Annotated in this window: 12 protein-coding genes and 4 tRNA genes; 12 read left to right on the forward strand and 4 right to left on the reverse strand. The window is 55.1% G+C overall.

Annotated elements, in window-relative coordinates:
* Nucleotides 1–12: 12 nt before the first annotated feature.
* Nucleotides 13–591 carry an outer membrane beta-barrel protein gene (locus D777_RS02480; protein ID WP_036128455.1) on the reverse strand — a complete coding sequence of 193 codons (579 nt, stop codon included), beginning with the start codon at nucleotides 589–591 and terminating at the stop codon, nucleotides 13–15.
* Between the two features lie 191 nt (nucleotides 592–782).
* Between D777_RS02480 and D777_RS02485 the strand changes: the two genes are divergently transcribed.
* On the forward strand, nucleotides 783–1,769 hold the full coding sequence (locus D777_RS02485; protein WP_227501640.1) for a hypothetical protein: 987 nt from the start codon (nucleotides 783–785) through the stop codon (nucleotides 1,767–1,769).
* Here D777_RS02485 and lpxH read toward each other — a convergent pair.
* Nucleotides 1,761–2,489: a UDP-2,3-diacylglucosamine diphosphatase gene (lpxH, locus tag D777_RS02490; protein WP_036128456.1), complete on the reverse strand. Its 729-nt coding sequence runs from the start codon at nucleotides 2,487–2,489 to the stop codon at nucleotides 1,761–1,763. The genes D777_RS02485 and lpxH overlap by 9 nt on opposite strands.
* Nucleotides 2,486–2,986, reverse strand: a complete 501-nt coding sequence (locus D777_RS02495) for a peptidylprolyl isomerase (RefSeq protein WP_036128458.1) — start codon at nucleotides 2,984–2,986, stop codon at nucleotides 2,486–2,488. The genes lpxH and D777_RS02495 overlap by 4 nt, the downstream gene beginning before the upstream one ends.
* A gap of 138 nt (nucleotides 2,987–3,124) precedes the next feature.
* On the opposite strand from D777_RS02495, the gene D777_RS02500 reads away from it, so the two are divergent.
* From D777_RS02500 to D777_RS02510, 3 genes are all read left to right on the forward strand, one after another.
* Nucleotides 3,125–4,804, forward strand: a complete 1,680-nt coding sequence (locus D777_RS02500) for a glutamine--tRNA ligase/YqeY domain fusion protein (RefSeq protein ID WP_036128460.1) — start codon at nucleotides 3,125–3,127, stop codon at nucleotides 4,802–4,804.
* The gene (gene cysS / locus D777_RS02505) at nucleotides 4,801–6,189 is read left to right on the forward strand and encodes a cysteine--tRNA ligase (protein WP_036128461.1); all 1,389 of its coding nucleotides are present in this window, start codon (nucleotides 4,801–4,803) and stop codon (nucleotides 6,187–6,189) included. Before D777_RS02500 ends, cysS begins: the two co-directional genes overlap by 4 nt.
* Before the next feature lie 150 nt (nucleotides 6,190–6,339).
* A complete protein-coding gene (locus D777_RS02510; RefSeq protein WP_036128462.1) occupies nucleotides 6,340–8,520 on the forward strand; it encodes a malate synthase G in 2,181 nt (726 codons plus the stop codon).
* Between the two features lie 96 nt (nucleotides 8,521–8,616).
* Here the strand turns inward: D777_RS02510 and folD are convergent, their stop codons facing one another.
* On the reverse strand, nucleotides 8,617–9,474 hold the full coding sequence (folD, locus tag D777_RS02515) for a bifunctional methylenetetrahydrofolate dehydrogenase/methenyltetrahydrofolate cyclohydrolase FolD (RefSeq protein WP_036128464.1): 858 nt from the start codon (nucleotides 9,472–9,474) through the stop codon (nucleotides 8,617–8,619).
* A gap of 229 nt (nucleotides 9,475–9,703) precedes the next feature.
* Here folD and D777_RS02520 point away from each other — a divergent pair.
* From D777_RS02520 to lon, 8 genes are all read left to right on the forward strand, one after another.
* Nucleotides 9,704–9,780: transfer RNA gene (locus D777_RS02520), tRNA-Pro, on the forward strand.
* A 33-nt stretch (nucleotides 9,781–9,813) separates the two neighbouring features.
* Nucleotides 9,814–9,890: transfer RNA gene (locus D777_RS02525), tRNA-Arg, on the forward strand.
* A gap of 120 nt (nucleotides 9,891–10,010) precedes the next feature.
* Nucleotides 10,011–10,086, forward strand: a tRNA-His gene (locus tag D777_RS02530).
* Between the two features lie 104 nt (nucleotides 10,087–10,190).
* Nucleotides 10,191–10,275, forward strand: a tRNA-Leu gene (locus D777_RS02535).
* A 211-nt stretch (nucleotides 10,276–10,486) separates the two neighbouring features.
* Entirely contained in the window at nucleotides 10,487–11,794 is a 1,308-nt protein-coding gene (gene tig / locus D777_RS02540) for a trigger factor (protein ID WP_036128465.1), read from the forward strand.
* Nucleotides 11,795–11,971: 177 nt separating this feature from the next.
* Nucleotides 11,972–12,607, forward strand: coding sequence for an ATP-dependent Clp endopeptidase proteolytic subunit ClpP (gene clpP / locus D777_RS02545; protein ID WP_036128467.1), 636 nt, complete (start codon nucleotides 11,972–11,974; stop codon nucleotides 12,605–12,607).
* Nucleotides 12,608–12,693: 86 nt separating this feature from the next.
* Nucleotides 12,694–13,977, forward strand: a complete 1,284-nt coding sequence (clpX, locus tag D777_RS02550; protein WP_036128469.1) for an ATP-dependent Clp protease ATP-binding subunit ClpX — start codon at nucleotides 12,694–12,696, stop codon at nucleotides 13,975–13,977.
* Nucleotides 13,978–14,143: 166 nt separating this feature from the next.
* Complete coding sequence (lon, locus tag D777_RS02555) at nucleotides 14,144–16,561, forward strand: endopeptidase La (RefSeq protein ID WP_036128471.1); 2,418 nt, start codon at nucleotides 14,144–14,146, stop codon at nucleotides 16,559–16,561.
* Nucleotides 16,562–16,699: the final 138 nt, after the last annotated feature.

The raw sequence follows: 16,699 nt of genomic DNA on the forward strand, positions 1-16,699 counted from the left end.
GGGGCTTTTTATTCAGAAGCGGTAGGTGGCGCCGAAGCTCAACACATCTATATCGTAGGTGTCGAATCGGGCAACAACTGCAAGGTTGTTTTGCAGGTTATAGCGGGCGCCGATACCAATGCCAAGCTCGATCGAAGAATCATCTGCCGATCCCGCCCAGGTGTTCGCTTCGGCATTGACGTAAACAAGGCCGCCGCGACCCAGAAGTTCCAGGCCCTTTACCTGAGGGTCGAGATCAAGCGTGTAAGTGGCATAGCCACCCAGCCCGAAATAGCTGCCTTCAACGGTGACAGAGTTTCCGAAGCCGTCGGAAACGGTCGTTTCGGCGTCGGAAGCGGTCAGTGTAAGTTCCGCTTCGGCGCCCAGCCCCGGCAGGAACTGATCAAGTGACGTCCCGAATGTGCCGGCAATAACAATGGCGTCGTCGCTCAGACCCATGTCCGCGAAGCCCAGGCGAGCTTCTGCGTAGCCATTGTTGATCAGATCGTTGGTGGTCAGCGCTCTTGAGTCTGACTGGCCGTGGTTGTCTGCGTTAGCAATACCGGACATGAGGGAGGCACACAGGGCCGAGCAAACCAATGCGTTTTTCATATAACGTCCTTTTTCTGATTTATTATTTCCGGTTCGGCATGCGAAGCCGGTGGCGTGACCATACAGAATTCAGGAGTCCCATTCGGTAATGCATCAGTAACACTTTGAAGTGGATCACGGAAAAGAGTTCTCGCGCCGTTGTTGAGTCAGACGAATCTAAACGATCTTTAAGTTGGTTGTTATTAATCTTGATGAGACGTTTGGCCATACTGGGGTTTTCTGATCGACGAAAGACCATGTTCCGGTTTGACCGCCATGTGGTTGCGGAATGGAGAAATGCCTTGTTTAAAGAAACGTCGGTTTTGATTGGGGTGCTCAGTGCTGTGATGCTGAGTGCCTGTGATTCTCAGTCGGGTGACGCTGCTGGTAAGCAGTCCGAAGCTGCATCTCACGTATCCTCTTCCCCCCAGACAGCTTCAGACACCGATATTTCGCTGGCACTCGAGCCTGCTCAACTGGACTGGGTGGGTGAGAAAATCTTTCAGAATGAATGCGCCGGAAAACTGGAGTGCCTGGTGCACTGGAATAAGGGGGAGGCTTTCCCCTCGCTTGGGATCGGGCACTTCATCTGGTATCCAAAAGGCGTCGATGGGCGTTTCACGGAAAGTTTCCCGAAGCTGATCCAATACATGGTTCAGCGTCAGGCCAGCCTTCCTGACTCGTTGGTTGGTCTTGATCCTTTTGATGCGCCCTGGCCCGACCGGGATGCATTCCTGCAGGCGAAGAATTCGCCTCGTCTGGCGGAGTTGCGTCAGTTTTTGGCAGGTACGCAGGGCCTGCAGGCCGAATTTATCTTTCGTAGGGCAAGGGAATCGCTGGAAAAGGTCGTTCAAGCAGCGCCTGAGCCGCGTCGTGAGGAAGTGCGTGCGAGACTGGTGGATCTGAGCGCAACCCCCGGAGGCGTTTATGCCCTGGCGGACTACGTCAATTTCAAGGGAGAGGGGATTGCACCCGCAGAGCGCTACCAGGGAAAAGGGTGGGGGTTGTTGCAGGTCCTGCTCAATATGGAGGCGGCCTCGGATAGACCTGCCCTGGATAAGTTTCGTGAGGCTGCGAGCTATGTCCTGACTCGTCGGGCGCAGAATGCGGAAAATCCAATCGAGCGGGAGCGTTGGTTGCCCGGATGGCTCAGGCGGCTCGAGAGCTATCGCGAACCACCTGAAGTAACGTCACGATAACGGCGCTTTTTTCAGCTCTGGCTCCTGTCCGGGCCGGGCTTCCAGCCACCAGACGTTCCGGTCCCAATCGCCCAGAACGATTCGCCATGCCTGCTGGCCGTTAGCGTTTAACTCGTGGATTGCCGGCCGGTGCGTGTGGCCATGGATCAGCCGCTGCACACTGTGCTTTTCCATTTCTTTCACAACTTCTTCCGGAGTCACGTCCATGATGGTCTCGGCCTTGCCCTGATTCTTGGCCATGGAGATTTCCCGGAGTTGACGTGCCATCTGCTGACGATCTTCCAGCGGCCGGGCGAGCATCATCTGGATCATCTGCGGATTACGCATACTGGCCCGGAATTTCTGATACTCCACATCGGCTGTGCACAGGCTGTCGCCATGCATCAACAGGGTCGGGGTGCCGTACAGATCGATGACAGTGGGGTCAGCGAGTAGCGTAGCCCCGGCCCGGTTGCAGAATGCCTCGCCAATCAGGAAATCTCGATTGCCGTGCATCAGGAAGATTTCGGTTCCACCGGCGCTTACTTCTTGCAGTGCCTCTGCGATACGTTCCTGAAGCGGAGTCTTTTCATCATCGCCAATCCAGGCTTCGAAGAAGTCCCCCAGAATATAGAGCTGTTCAACGCCACTGGCTTTTTGCTTCAGGAAGGAGAGGAATGCCTCCGTAATGTCGGGACGCGACTCCTCCAGGTGCAGGTCTGAGATAAACAGCGTGGTCACGCGTCCTCCAGGACCTCAGCTTTCTCGATCACCACGTCGTCGGCAGGCACGTCCTGATGCCCGGCGCGCATGGTAGTGCGAACGGCCCGGATCTTGTTAACGGTGTCCATGCCTTCGACAACCTTGCCAAACACGCAGTAACCCCAACCCTCGGCATTTTTGGCGGTGTGATCCAGGAAGCCATTGTTCTCAACGTTAATAAAGAACTGGGCCGTGGCGGAGTGGGGGTCCATGGTGCGGGCCATGGCGATGGTGCCCTGCATGTTGCTCAACCCATTATCAGCCTCGTTCTGGATGGCGTCACGGGTTTTGCGAGGTGCCATGCCTGGCTCGAAGCCACCGCCCTGAATCATGAAGTTGCTGATTACACGGTGGAAAATCAGACCGTCATAAAAACCGTCACGGACGTACTGCTCGAAATTTTTGGCGGTTTCCGGTGCCTTGTCATAATCCAGATCTAGTTTGATGTCACCGTAGTTGGTAGTCAGCAGAATCATCAGGGTTTCCTGTTTGCAAAGGTTAATCACAATAGTACGGCTATTGTACTCAAGAGTTTGCCGCTATGCATGAGTCCGGAAGGGATTTGTGGGTATAATACGCGGTTTCAGATTCACATCCCTGTCAACAGAGAACGTATGAGCGCCGAGTCGAAGAAAGCCCATAACTTTATCCAGAGCCTGATCGAAGACGCCATCGCGAAGGGCGAGCACACCGGAAAGGTGGTTACCCGTTTCCCGCCCGAGCCAAATGGCTACCTCCACATTGGTCACGCCAAGTCCATCTGCCTGAACTTCGGTATCGCAGAGACCTTTGCTGGTGACTGTAATCTCCGGTTTGATGACACCAATCCGGAGAAGGAAAGCCAGGAGTATATCGACGCCATCAAGCAGGACGTAGAGTGGCTTGGCTATAAGTGGGCGGGCGATGTTCGTTTTGCATCCGATTACTTTGATGCCCTGTACGAGTTTGCCGAAGAGCTGATTCGAAACGGCAAGGCTTACGTCTGCGAACTATCGGCTGAACAGATGGCCGAGTATCGGGGCAGCCTGAAGGAGCCGGGCAAGAACAGTCCATACCGTGATCGTCCCGTTGAAGAAAACCTGCAACTGTTCCGGGATATGCGGGCAGGCAAGTTTGGCAATGGCGAAAAGGTGCTTCGCGCCAAGATTGATATGGCGTCTCCGAACATCAATATGCGGGATCCGATCCTTTACCGGATTCGCTACGCGGATCACCATCAGACCGGTGATAAGTGGTGCATCTATCCGATGTATGACTTTACCCACCCGATTTCCGATGCCCTGGAAGGCATTACTCATTCCTTGTGTACGCTGGAGTTCGAGGACCATCGCCCGCTGTACGACTGGGCGCTGGACAATATTTCCGGTCCCTGTCATCCGCGTCAGATCGAGTTCGCCCGACTGAACCTGAACTACACCATTACCTCCAAGCGTAAACTCAAGCGCCTGGTTGACGAGAAGTTCGTGGATGGCTGGGACGATCCGCGGATGCCGACGATTTCCGGCATGCGCCGCCGTGGCTATACGCCGGAATCCATCCGCGCGTTTTGCGACATGATCGGTGTCAACAAGGCGGGCGGAACTGTCGATGTGGGTATGCTTGAGTATGCCATCCGGGAAGATCTCAATGCCCGAGCTCCGCGCGCCATGTGCGTCATGCGGCCGTTGAAGGTCACTCTGGTCAATTACCCGGCTGACAAGACGGAAACCCTGGTGTTGCCGGTTCATCCTCAGAATCCGGATATGGGCGAGCGAGAAGTGACCTGGAGTCAGACGCTTTTCATCGATCGGGAAGATTTTGTTGAAGAGCCGCCACGAAAGTGGAAGCGACTGGCGCCAGATCAGGCGGTGCGGTTGCGCGGCGGGTATGTGATGACCTGTCTTGAGATTGTTCGAGATGACAATGGCGAGATTGTCGAGCTGAAGTGCGAGTACGATCCCAATACGCTGGGCGTTAACCCCGAGGGCTACAAGCCCAATGGCGTTGTCCACTGGGTGTCCGCTACCGATAGCGTTGAGGCTGACATTCAACTCTACGACCGCCTGTTCAATCACGAATCGCCTGACAGTGACAAGGACGGCGACTTTGTCGATCATCTCAATCCCGAGTCGCTGGTGACACTGGCGGGTGCCCGAGTGGAGAAAGGCCTGGCCGATCCACGCACGGATGTGCCATACCAATTTGAGCGGGAAGGTTACTTTTTCTGTGACCCGGCGTTGACCGAAAAAGCCGGGCGTCCGGTATTCAATCGCACCGTTACCCTCCGGGATTCCTGGGGCAAGGGGGGCAAGTGATCCGTATATACAACACCCTGACGAAAGAGAAAGAAGAGTTCCGCCCGATCGAGCCGGGCAAGGTTCGCATGTATGTGTGTGGCATGACCGTTTATGACTACTGCCACCTCGGCCACGGGCGAGTGTTGGTGGCGTTCGACGTCATTACTCGCTATCTGCGGCACCGCGGCTTTGATGTGCATTACGTGCGGAACATCACTGATATTGATGACAAGATTCTGATTCGTGCTGACGAAAACGGTGAAGTCTTTACGGAACTGACTGGGCGTATGATTCAGGCAATGCATGAGGACGAGGCTCGGCTGGGCGTGCTTTCACCAAGTGAAGAGCCCCGAGCGACGGCCTACATTGACGATATTGTCGCCATGATTCAGCGCCTGATCTCCACAGGCCATGCCTACCCGGCCGATAATGGCGATGTTTACTTCGCCGTTGAATCCTTCCCGGAATACGGAAAGCTTAGTCGCAAAAAACTGGAAGATCTGGTTGCCGGTGCGCGGGTCGATGTGCAGGAAGCCAAGCGCAGTCCCGCCGATTTTGCACTCTGGAAAGGTGCAAAGTCCGGGGAGGTCAGTTGGCCTTCTCCCTGGGGCGATGGTCGCCCCGGATGGCATATAGAGTGTTCCGCGATGTCCACGAAGTGCCTGGGTGATACGTTCGACATTCATGGGGGTGGGCCCGATCTTCTTTTCCCGCATCATGAGAACGAAATCGCTCAATCAGAGTGCGCGACAGGGCACAAGTTCGTTCATACCTGGATGCATGCGGGCGCGATTCGCGTAAACAAGGAAAAGATGTCGAAATCTCTCGGCAACTTCTTCACGATTCGCGAGATACTCGAGAAGTATCCTGCAGAGGTCGTTCGTTACTTCCTGGTTTCCAGCCATTATCGCAGTCAGGTCGATTACTCGGAAGAGAGTCTGGAAGAAGCTACTCGCACGCTGACCAAGCTCTATCACGCACTGCGCGGCCTTGTTCCGGCGAAGCCAGGTGATGTCGGCGAGACTGAGCACGACCGCCGGTTTACGGAAGTGATGGATGATGATTTTAATACCGCGGGCGCTATTTCCGTCTTGCATGCGGTTGCCGGTGAAATCAATCAGCACCGTCGGGATGGGGATGAAGAGGCTGCCCGGAACAGTGCGGCCGTACTGGTTCGCCTGGGGGTAGTATTGGGGTTGCTACAGCAGGATCCTGAGGCCTTTTTCCAGAGCGGTTCGGATGACGATCTGACGGCTGAGGATATCGAGGCAATGATTCAGGCCAGGGCAGACGCCCGAAAGGCCAAGGATTTTGCTGAGGCTGACCGGATCAGGGATGAGCTTATGGCGAAAGGTGTCATCCTCGACGACTCCCGTGAAGGAACGAGCTGGCGTAGAGCCTGATTTAACGAAGATCGCGCATGGTCAGACCAGTTTTGTGCCTGAAGGAATGATCTCATAGGCATTTTCCCGTACAATGCGCGGCTCAAATTTGAATGCCCCCTTAACGTTGAAGGGGGAGTCGGGAAACGTAACCCACTGAGGCAGACAACGATGACAGAACGCGTACAAATCGGCGGCATTCAGGTCGCGAAGAATCTGTATGATTTCGTAAACAATGAAGCGATTCCGGGAACCGGGGTTGATGCGGAAAAATTCTGGGCCGAATTTGACAAGATCGTTAACGAGCTGGCCCCGCGCAACCGCGAGCTGCTGGCCAAGCGCGACGCGATTCAGGAAAAAATGGACAGCTGGAACCGTGACCACAAAGGTCAGAAGCTGGACATGGCTGAATACAAGTCATTCCTGACTGAAATCGGTTACCTCGTTGATGAGCCGGCGGATTTCAAGATTTCTACCTCCAACGTAGATCCTGAAGTCGCAACCATGGCTGGTCCTCAGCTTGTCGTGCCGATCATGAACGCGCGCTTTGCGCTGAATGCCGCGAATGCCCGCTGGGGTAGCCTGTATGACGCACTGTACGGCACCGACGCGATTTCTGAAGATGGCGGAGCCGACAAGGGCGCTGGCTACAATCCGGTTCGTGGTGCCAAGGTTATCGAGTGGGCACGCAACCTGCTGGACAGCTCTGCTCCGCTGGCATCTGGCAGCCACAAAGATTCTGCCAAGTACTACGTTGACGGTGGCAGGCTGGTGGTCAAGCTGCAGAACGGCGACGTTACCGGCCTGAAAGACGAGGCAGGCTTTGTTGGTTACGTCGGTGCTGCTGATGCCCCGACCGGTATTCTGCTGTCCAAAAACGGTATGCGTTTCGAAATCCAGTTCGATGCCAATCATCCGATCGGCAAGGATGACGGCGCCAACGTCAAAGACGTCCTGATGGAATCTGCTCTCACCACCATCATGGATTGTGAGGATTCCGTTGCTGCAGTAGACGCTGACGACAAGGTAGTTGCCTACAAGAATTGGCTTGGTCTGATGAAGGGTGACCTCGAGGAAACCTTCGAGAAGGGCGGTAAGTCTCTGACCCGCAAAATGAATGGTGACCGTTCTTACACCGCTGCGGATGGTGGCGAATTGAGCGTTAAGGGCCGTAGCCTGCTGTTCGTTCGTAACGTTGGCCACCTGATGACCAACCCGGCGATCCTGCTGAGCGATGGTAACGAGATCCCTGAAGGGCTGATGGATGGTCTGATGACCTCCCTGATCGCCATTCACGATCTGAAGGGCAACAGCCCATTCCAGAACAGCACCAAGGGTTCTGTTTACATCGTTAAGCCGAAGCAGCACGGCCCGGAAGAGGTTGCGTTTACCAACGAATTTTTCGGTCGTGTCGAAGACGCGCTTGGCCTGCCGCGTTTCACGTTGAAAGTCGGCATTATGGACGAAGAGCGTCGCACCACGGTTAACCTCAAGGCCTGTATTCACGCTGCCAAAGAGCGTGCGGTCTTCATTAACACCGGCTTCCTGGATCGCACCGGTGACGAGATTCACACCTCCATGGAGCTTGGTCCGTTCATCCGCAAGGGTGAGATGAAGCAGGCTGCCTGGATCAACGCCTATGAGAACTGGAACGTTGATATCGGTCTGGAAACCGGCTTCTCCGGTGTCGCTCAGATTGGTAAAGGTATGTGGGCAATGCCGGACCTGATGGCGGGCATGCTGGAAGCCAAGATCGGTCATCCGAAGTCTGGCGCTAACACTGCCTGGGTTCCGTCCCCGACCGCTGCAACCCTGCACGCGACCCATTATCATCAGGTCAATGTGTTTGACGTTCAGAAAGAGCTGGCTTCCCGTCAGCGCGCTGCTCTGGAAGACATCCTGACGGTGCCTGTTCTGGAAGATGCATCTTCTCTGAGTGCTGACGATATCCAGCAGGAGCTGGACAACAATGCCCAGGGCATTCTTGGCTACGTTGTACGCTGGATTGATCAGGGTGTGGGGTGTTCCAAGGTTCCGGACATCAACAACGTTGGTCTGATGGAAGACCGCGCCACCCTGCGTATTTCCTCCCAGCTGCTGGCCAACTGGCTGCACCACGGTGTCTGCACAGAAGCGCAGATCGAGGAAACCATGAAGCGCATGGCGGCGGTTGTGGATCAGCAGAATGCTGGCGATCCGGCTTACCGCAGCATGGCGCCTAACTTTGACGACAGCGTTGCCTTTGAGGCGGCTATGGCGCTGGTTCTGAAAGGTTGTGAGCAGCCGAATGGCTACACTGAGCCGCTTCTGCATGCCTACCGCCTGAAGGCGAAAGCCAAGTACGGCGCGTAAGCGAGCAGTACAGACACAAAAAACCCCGCTCAGGCGGGGTTTTTTGTGTCTTGCGCAAAGAGTTGAAAACCGCTGGCCGCGATTCCCGGAAGTGTCTCAGTCCTTGTGCAGAACGTCTGCGGCGTAGAGGGTGTTCTGGAGGAGCGTGGCGATGGTCATCGGTCCAACCCCGCCTGGAACCGGGGTGATATAGGCCGCGCGTTCTGCGGCAATGTCGAACTCCACATCGCCTCTCAGTTTGCCGTCCTCCATGCGATTGATGCCCACATCAATGACAGTTGCGCCGGGCTTGATCCACTCGCCTTTGACCAGCCCGGGCTTTCCGGCAGCTGCGATCAGTATGTCGGCCTCGCCCACGAACTTGTCGAGGTTCGGAGTGAAACGATGGCATACCGTGGTGGTAGCGCCTTTGAGCAGCAGTTCCATACTCATTGGCCGGCCGACAATGTTGGATGCGCCGACAATGACGGCGTGTTGACCCTTGTAAGGTGTGTCAATGCTGTCCAGCAGGGTGATGACGCCGGCCGGTGTGCAAGGGCGCAGTGTCGGTTTGCGTTGCATGAGGCGGCCGATGTTGTACGGGTGGAATCCGTCAACATCCTTGTCCGGGCGGATCTTGACGAGAATTGGGTCGTCGTCCAGGTGGTCGGGCAGGGGGAGTTGAACCAGAATGCCGTCTACCGCCGGGTTCTCGTTCAGTTCATCGATAAGAGCTTCCAGTGCCTCCTGAGAGGTGTCTGCGGGAAGGTCGTAGGACAGGGAGAGGATGCCAGCCTCGTCGCAGGCCTTGCGCTTGTTGCCGACGTATACCTGGGAAGCGGGGTCGTCGCCCACCAGAACGACGGCCAGTCCCGGAGCTCTCAGCCCTTGCTGTTTGCGGGCTTCCACACCGGCGGCGACTTGTTGTCTGACGGTGGCCGCGATTTCTTTTCCATTAATAAGTTTGGCGCTCATGTCTCGTCTTTGTAGATTAAGCATGGGTAAATGAAGATCGCGCATTGTCTCATGGTTATGAGTGAACTCCAATTGGCGCTTTCACGGTCGGAGTTGGAACTTTTCACGCCTGTGATGGTCATCCGTTAAGCAAGTGTTTCAGATAAATTGGAATTGCGTGTTGACGGGGCCGTTCGGCGCCGGTAATATGCGCGCCAACTTTGCTGAGGCACTTGTTGTTCAGTCGAAACGGGGTATAGCGCAGTCTGGTAGCGCGCCTGCTTTGGGAGCAGGATGTCGGGAGTTCGAATCTCTCTACCCCGACCATTTTTCTGGATATTCAGGTGGGCGAACGGTTAAGCGCCCGTAGCTCAGCTGGATAGAGCATCCGCCTTCTAAGCGGATGGTCGCAGGTTCGAGTCCTGCCGGGCGCGCCATTAAGCCGTCGGTATGGGCAGGTGTTAAGTGCCTAAGTGCCGCGGCCACCGTCGCCAGCAAAGTTGAAGTGTCAATGGTCGGCCGGGTGCCGACAGTACCGAGAGGTACATCTCTTTGTGGTGGACGTAGCTCAGTTGGTAGAGCTCAGGATTGTGACTCCTGCGGTCGAGGGTTCGAACCCCTTCGTCCACCCCACTTTTCCTTCTCTGTTAACGATCAGGGTTTGCCGCCGGGAGCGGTAAGGTTCCCGAAAGTCGTTATTCAAGTAGCGGAGTTGGAAAGCACCGAATTCAGGTTTTGCTCAGGTGGCGGAATTGGTAGACGCGCCAGATTTAGGTTCTGGTACCGAGAGGTGTGAGAGTTCGATTCTCTCCCTGAGCACCATCCTTTCTTGAAAAGCCCTCATTATCTGAGGGCTTTTTTCATTTCTATGCCTTGTCCTGCAATCTGCTTTTGGTAGGTGATTCTCTCGGCGGTGCAAACCGTGATAAACTACGTGCCTTTAATTTTTGGTCTTATTGTCGGCTGTAGTCCGGGGAAAGACTTTTAGGTTTAAATTCATTCACATACTGAACCTGTAATTTGAGGATCTTCCATGCAAGTGTCTGTTGAAACGACCTCCAACATCGAGCGTCGCATGACGATTGGTGTGCCCGCCCAGGAAATCGATCAGGCGGTCCAGAAACGCCTGCAGGAGACCGCACGTACCGTTCGTCTGAATGGTTTTCGTCCGGGTAAGGTGCCCATGAGCGTGGTGAAGCGTCGTTTCGGTGCCAGCGTTCGCCAGGAAATCGTTGGCGAGGTCATGCGCGACAACTACATCAAGGCGCTGCAGGAGCAGGACATTAATCCTGCCGGTTGGCCGCAGTTCGAGCCGAAAACCATGGAAGAAGGCAAGGACCTTGAGTTCGTTGCCGTTTTTGAGGTTCTGCCTGAAATTGAACTTGGTGACCTGAGCAAGATCTCCGTCGAAAAGATGAAGTCCGAGGTGACTGACAAGGATATCGACACCATGATCGATAACCTCCGTCGCCAGCAGGCCACCATGAAGGAAGTCAAACGCAAGTCCAAGAACAAGGACGTGCTGACCATCGACTTCAAAGGCTTTGTCGATGGTGAAGAGTTCGAAGGCGGCGCCGCAGAAGGTCATCGTCTGACTCTGGGCTCCGGTCAGATGATCCCTGGCTTCGAAAAGGCGGTTCAGGGTGGTAAGGCCGGTGAAGACATGGAAATTGAAGTCACCTTCCCGGAGGATTACCACAATGAAGACCTGGCGGGTAAGCCTGCCAAGTTCGAAATCAAGATCCACAAGGTTGAAGAGCCTCAGCTGCCAGAGCTGAACGCCGAATTCTTCCAGAAGTTCGGTATTGAAGCTGAGGACGAAGCTGCGTTCCGTGAAGAAGTTAAGAATAACATGGAGCGTGAGCTGAAGCAGGCCATCTCTAACAAGGTCAAGAACGATGTTGTTGACGGCCTTCTCGAAACCACCGAACTGGATGTGCCGGCTGCTCTGGTTGATCAGGAAATCGATCGCCTGCGCCAGGACGCGGTTCAGCGTTTCGGTGGTCAGGTGGATTTCAAGCAGCTGCCGAAGGAAATCTTTGAAGAGCAGGCCAAGCGTCGCGTCAAGACCGGTCTGTTGTTCCAGGAAGTGGTTAAGCAGAACGACCTGAAAGCTGATCCTGCCAAGGTGGATGAAAAGATCCAGGAAATCGCTTCTACGTATGAACAACCTGCAGAGGTTGTAGAGCACTTCAACAGCAATCCTGAACAGAAGTCCCAGATTGAGTCTTCCGTTCTCGAAGACGCTGTTGTTGACTACGTGCTGGAGCAGGCGAAGGTCAAAGAGAAGAAATACAAGTACGAAGATGCCGTCAAGGCTGGCCAGGCCCAGCAGGGCTGATCGTACCGGAGTTGGAGTTGAATCCGGCTCCGATGGCCGACCCGAGAAAACAGCCGGCATGTCCGGCTGTTTTCATCTGGGGCCACTGCTGGCAAAGTATGGGGTGGAATTACACCTATAATGAATGACGTGGCGGCGAGTCCACGATCCATTGTCCATAAGGAGTTCAGGCGCATCATGACGCAGAAACCAATTGATGGTCCCGCAATGGTAACCAGTTCCGGCCTGGTGCCGATCGTAATCGAGCAAACCGCTCGGGGTGAGCGATCTTTCGATATCTATTCCCGTTTGCTCAAAGAGCGCGTGATTTTCCTGGTCGGTCCGGTGGAAGACCACATGGCCAATCTGGTCGTGGCCCAGTTGCTTTTCCTGGAATCCGAAAATCCGGACAAGGACATTCATTTGTACATCAATAGCCCTGGCGGGTCTGTGACCGCGGGGATGTCCATCTACGACACCATGCAGTTCATCAAGCCGGATGTGGCCACGCTCTGCATTGGTCAGGCGGCCAGTATGGGTGCTTTCCTGCTTGCGGGGGGCGCCGCTGGCAAACGTGCCTGCTTACCCAACTCCCGGGTCATGATTCATCAGCCGCTGGGTGGCTATCAGGGCCAGGCGACCGACATCGAGATTCACACCCGTGAAATTCTCAAGATTCGCCATACCCTGAATTCAATCCTGGCTCACCACACCGGGCAGGATCTTGAGACTATCGCCAAAGATACAGATCGTGACAATTTTATGGATCCGAATCAGGCGAAAGAGTACGGCCTGATTGATTCGGTACTTGATAAGCGCGTACCGAATCAATAATACTGGAAGTAAGTGCATCATTATTGGCCGGCGCTCCAGTCCGTAGCGTCCCGTAGCGTCGGCAAAACGGAAACAGAGGTAATTCAATGGCAGATGAAAGAAACGGCAGGGGCGACGATAACGGCAAGTTGCTTTACTGCTCGTTTTGCGGAAAGAGCCAGCATGAAGTCCGCAAGCTCATTGCAGGGCCCTCGGTGTTCATCTGCGACGAGTGCGTAGACCTGTGCAATGACATTATCCGGGAAGAGATCCAGGAAAATGCACAGGAGGAGGCGAGTGATCGTCTGCCGACGCCGGCCGAAATCCGCGACACTCTGAATGAATACGTGATTGGTCAGGACCGCGCCAAGGTCGTGTTGTCTGTGGCGGTGTATAACCACTACAAGCGCCTGCGCTATGGCGAGGGCAAATCCGACGTTGAGCTTGGCAAGAGTAACATTCTGCTCATTGGTCCTACCGGGAGCGGTAAGACCCTGCTGGCAGAAACTCTGGCCCGGATGCTGAATGTTCCGTTCACCATCGCAGATGCCACCACGCTGACAGAAGCGGGTTATGTGGGTGAGGACGTCGAGAACATCATCCAGAAGTTGCTGCAGAAGTGTGACTATGATGTCGACAAGGCGCAGCGGGGAATTGTATACATCGATGAGATCGACAAGATTTCCCGTAAATCGGACAATCCGTCGATTACCCGTGATGTGTCGGGTGAGGGCGTGCAGCAGGCATTGCTCAAGCTGATTGAAGGCACTGTGGCGTCCGTACCTCCCCAGGGTGGGCGGAAGCATCCGCAGCAGGAATTTCTCCAGGTTGATACCGGGAACATCCTTTTCATCTGTGGTGGGGCCTTTGCCGGGTTGGACAAGGTTATTCAGGAACGATCCGAACGAAGCTCCATCGGTTTCTCTGCCACCGTCGTCAGCCAGGACGATAGCAAGAGCACCGGTGACATCATCAAGGACGTCGAGACAGAGGACCTGGTCAAGTTTGGATTGATTCCGGAGTTTGTTGGTCGTCTTCCGGTGGTGGCAACGCTGACCGAGTTGGACGAAGCGGCATTGGTTCAGATTCTGACCGAGCCCAAGAATGCCCTGACCAAGCAATACCAGAAGCTCTTTGATATGGAAGGTGTTGAGCTCGATTTCCGTGAAGACGCCCTCAGGGCGGTGGCCCACAAGGCTATGGAGCGGAAAACCGGTGCTCGAGGCCTGCGCTCAATCATGGAAGCGACGCTTCTGGATACCATGTACCAGATTCCGTCCGAGCACGATGTGAGCAAGGTTGTGATCGACGAGAGCGTTATCAAGGGCGACTCCGAACCTTTCAAGATATACGACAGTAGCGACCATGCGAAGGCTGTTCCCGAGGATTGAAGCTTTCGTGCTCGCATTGTTTATGAGAAAAGGGGCGGCAACGCCCCTTTTCTCATTCTGTATCCCTTTTCTCCCTTCTCGTTTCGTTTCGTAAAAAGATTGCAATTTCCGAAGCTGCCCCAATGAAGGGTGATATGCTGAAAGAAATACCGTCAGAGGATTCCCTATGACCCGGATACCCGAACATACCGTGCAAGATTACCCGATGCTGCCGTTGCGAGACGTGGTGGTCTTCCCGCACATGGTGGTCCCGCTCTTTGTGGGCCGAGAGAAATCCATCCAGGCGCTTGAAGCGGCCATGGAGGGAAGCAAGGAAATCCTACTGGTAGCCCAGCGCGATGCGTCTACTGATGAGCCCGGTCCTGAGGATGTGTTCGAGATGGGCACGCTGGCCACGGTTCTGCAGATGTTGCGTTTGCCCGATGGCACAGTAAAGGTGCTGGTTGAGGGCAACTCGCGCGCCACAATCAGCGATATCGCCGAGGGTGACTACCTCTCGGGCGGTGCAGTGTTGATGGATGAAGAGGCACTGCCTGAGCGCGAGCAGGAAGTGTTGATCAAGACCTTGATGGATGAGTTCGAGAAGTATGTGAAGCTCTCCAAGAAGGTCCCCTCTGAAGTATCCAACGCGCTGACAGGTATTGACGAGTTGGAGCGGCTGGCAGACACCATGGCGGCGCACCTGGAAATGCGCATTCCCGAGAAGCAGGAACTGCTGGAAGCGCTGGATATCCGCAAGCGGGTAGACCTGTTGCTTGGCAAACTCGATGGCGAGATTGACCTTATTGAGGTTGAAAAGCGCATCCGCGGGCGTGTGAAAAAGCAGATGGAGCGCAGTCAGCGGGAGTACTACCTCAACGAGCAGATGAAGGCCATCCAGAAAGAGATGGGGCAGCTCGGCGAGGGCAACAACGACTTCGAAGAGCTGGAGCAGAAGCTCGAAGAAGCCGGTTTGCCGGAAGAGGCCAGGAAGAAAACCGAGACCGAACTCAACAAGCTTAAGATGATGTCACCGATGTCTGCTGAGGCAACGGTGGTTCGCGGCTACATCGACTGGATGCTGGCGATTCCCTGGAAGAAGCGGAGTCGTGTGCGTCATAACCTCGAGAAGGCGCGGGAAATTCTGGATCGGGATCACTACGGTCTTGATGAAGTCAAAGAGCGTATTCTCGAATATCTGGCCGTCCAGAGTCGGGTGAAGAAGGTCAAGGGACCAGTGCTGTGCCTGGTAGGGCCCCCGGGGGTTGGTAAGACCTCGCTGGGGCAGTCTATTGCCAAGGCAACTAATCGCAAATACACCCGTATGGCCCTGGGTGGCGTGAGGGACGAAGCTGAGATTCGCGGCCATCGTAAGACCTATATCGGCGCCTTGCCTGGTAAGCTTCTGCAGAAGTTGTCCAAGGTCGAGGTCAAGAACCCTCTGTTCCTGTTCGACGAGATCGACAAGATGGGAATGGATCACCGTGGTGATCCGGCATCTGCGCTGCTCGAAGTCTTGGACCCCGAGCAAAACCACACATTCAACGATCACTACCTTGAGGTGGATTACGATCTCTCGGATGTGATGTTCGTGTGTACATCGAATTCAATGGATATTCCGCCGGCGTTGATGGACCGGATGGAGATTATTCGCATTCCGGGCTACACCGAAGACGAAAAGGTGAACATCGCCCTCCGATACCTGCTGCCGAAGCAGATCAAGGCCAATGGTCTGGGTAAGGACGAACTTAAGATTCCCGAGGAAACGCTTCGGGACCTGATCCGGTACTACACCCGTGAGGCCGGTGTCAGGGGGCTGGAGCGGGAGATCGCCAAGATCTGCCGCAAGGTGGTCCGCGAGCATGTAGAAGGCTCTGAGAAGGCACCTGTGACGCTCAGTCCGGACATGCTGGAGGACTACTCCGGCGTCAAGAAGTTCAAGTACGGACTGGCTGAAGAGAAGAATCAGATCGGTCAGGTAACGGGGCTGGCATGGACTCAGGTTGGCGGTGAATTACTGACGATCGAATGTGCGCTGACTCCGGGCAAAGGCCGAGTTGTCAAAACCGGTTCCCTGGGCGATGTCATGCAGGAGTCCATCCAGACGGCCTTGACCGTGGTTCGAAGCCGGGCTCCGGGACTGGGTGTGGCCGACGATTTCCACGAGAAGCACGATCTTCATGTCCACGTTCCCGAGGGTGCGACCCCCAAAGATGGTCCCAGTGCGGGTATTGGTATGTGCACAGCTCTCGTTTCCGCGCTGACAAGGATTCCCGTGCGGGCAGACGTCGCAATGACCGGTGAGATCACTCTCCGGGGTCGTGTTCTGGCGATTGGCGGACTCAAGGAAAAGCTGCTTGCAGCTCATCGCGGTGGCATCAAGACGGTGTTGATACCGGATGAAAATGTTCGGGATCTCAAGGAGATACCTGACAATATCAAAGAGTCGCTAGAGATCCGGCCGGTCAAGTGGATTGATGAAGTTCTGGACATTGCGCTGGCCTACCCGCCGGAGCCCCGTGCGGAAGATTCGTCGGCAAAATCCGGGGCAGGAAATCCTCGTGACGATGAAAGCGACAGTGCGGAGCGCATAAATACGCATTAAAGCCTTGATGAGTTGTTGACACGCCGGAGAGCCCATTGGTATAACTGTTTCGCCGTGAAGCAGCCAATACCAAGGGCTCCCGCGCAGTAAGTGCCTATTCCGAACGCCGGCTAACAACCGAAAGGAATAAGAAAACTG

This window comes from Marinobacter nitratireducens (genome assembly GCF_000708045.1).
GTDB classification, from domain to species: Bacteria; Pseudomonadota; Gammaproteobacteria; order Pseudomonadales; family Oleiphilaceae; genus Marinobacter; species Marinobacter nitratireducens.

Coding starts and splice junctions, on each gene's coding strand:
- D777_RS02510 (WP_036128462.1), top strand. CDS start 6,340: ATGACAGAACGCGTACAAATCGGCGGCATTCAGGTCGCGAAGAATCTG.
- folD (WP_036128464.1), bottom strand. CDS start 9,474: ATGAGCGCCAAACTTATTAATGGAAAAGAAATCGCGGCCACCGTCAGA.
- clpP (WP_036128467.1), top strand. CDS start 11,972: ATGACGCAGAAACCAATTGATGGTCCCGCAATGGTAACCAGTTCCGGC.
- D777_RS02495 (WP_036128458.1), bottom strand. CDS start 2,986: ATGATTCTGCTGACTACCAACTACGGTGACATCAAACTAGATCTGGAT.
- D777_RS02500 (WP_036128460.1), top strand. CDS start 3,125: ATGAGCGCCGAGTCGAAGAAAGCCCATAACTTTATCCAGAGCCTGATC.
- lon (WP_036128471.1), top strand. CDS start 14,144: ATGACCCGGATACCCGAACATACCGTGCAAGATTACCCGATGCTGCCG.
- D777_RS02485 (WP_227501640.1), top strand. CDS start 783: ATGAGACGTTTGGCCATACTGGGGTTTTCTGATCGACGAAAGACCATG.
- tig (WP_036128465.1), top strand. CDS start 10,487: ATGCAAGTGTCTGTTGAAACGACCTCCAACATCGAGCGTCGCATGACG.
- D777_RS02480 (WP_036128455.1), bottom strand. CDS start 591: ATGAAAAACGCATTGGTTTGCTCGGCCCTGTGTGCCTCCCTCATGTCC.
- clpX (WP_036128469.1), top strand. CDS start 12,694: ATGGCAGATGAAAGAAACGGCAGGGGCGACGATAACGGCAAGTTGCTT.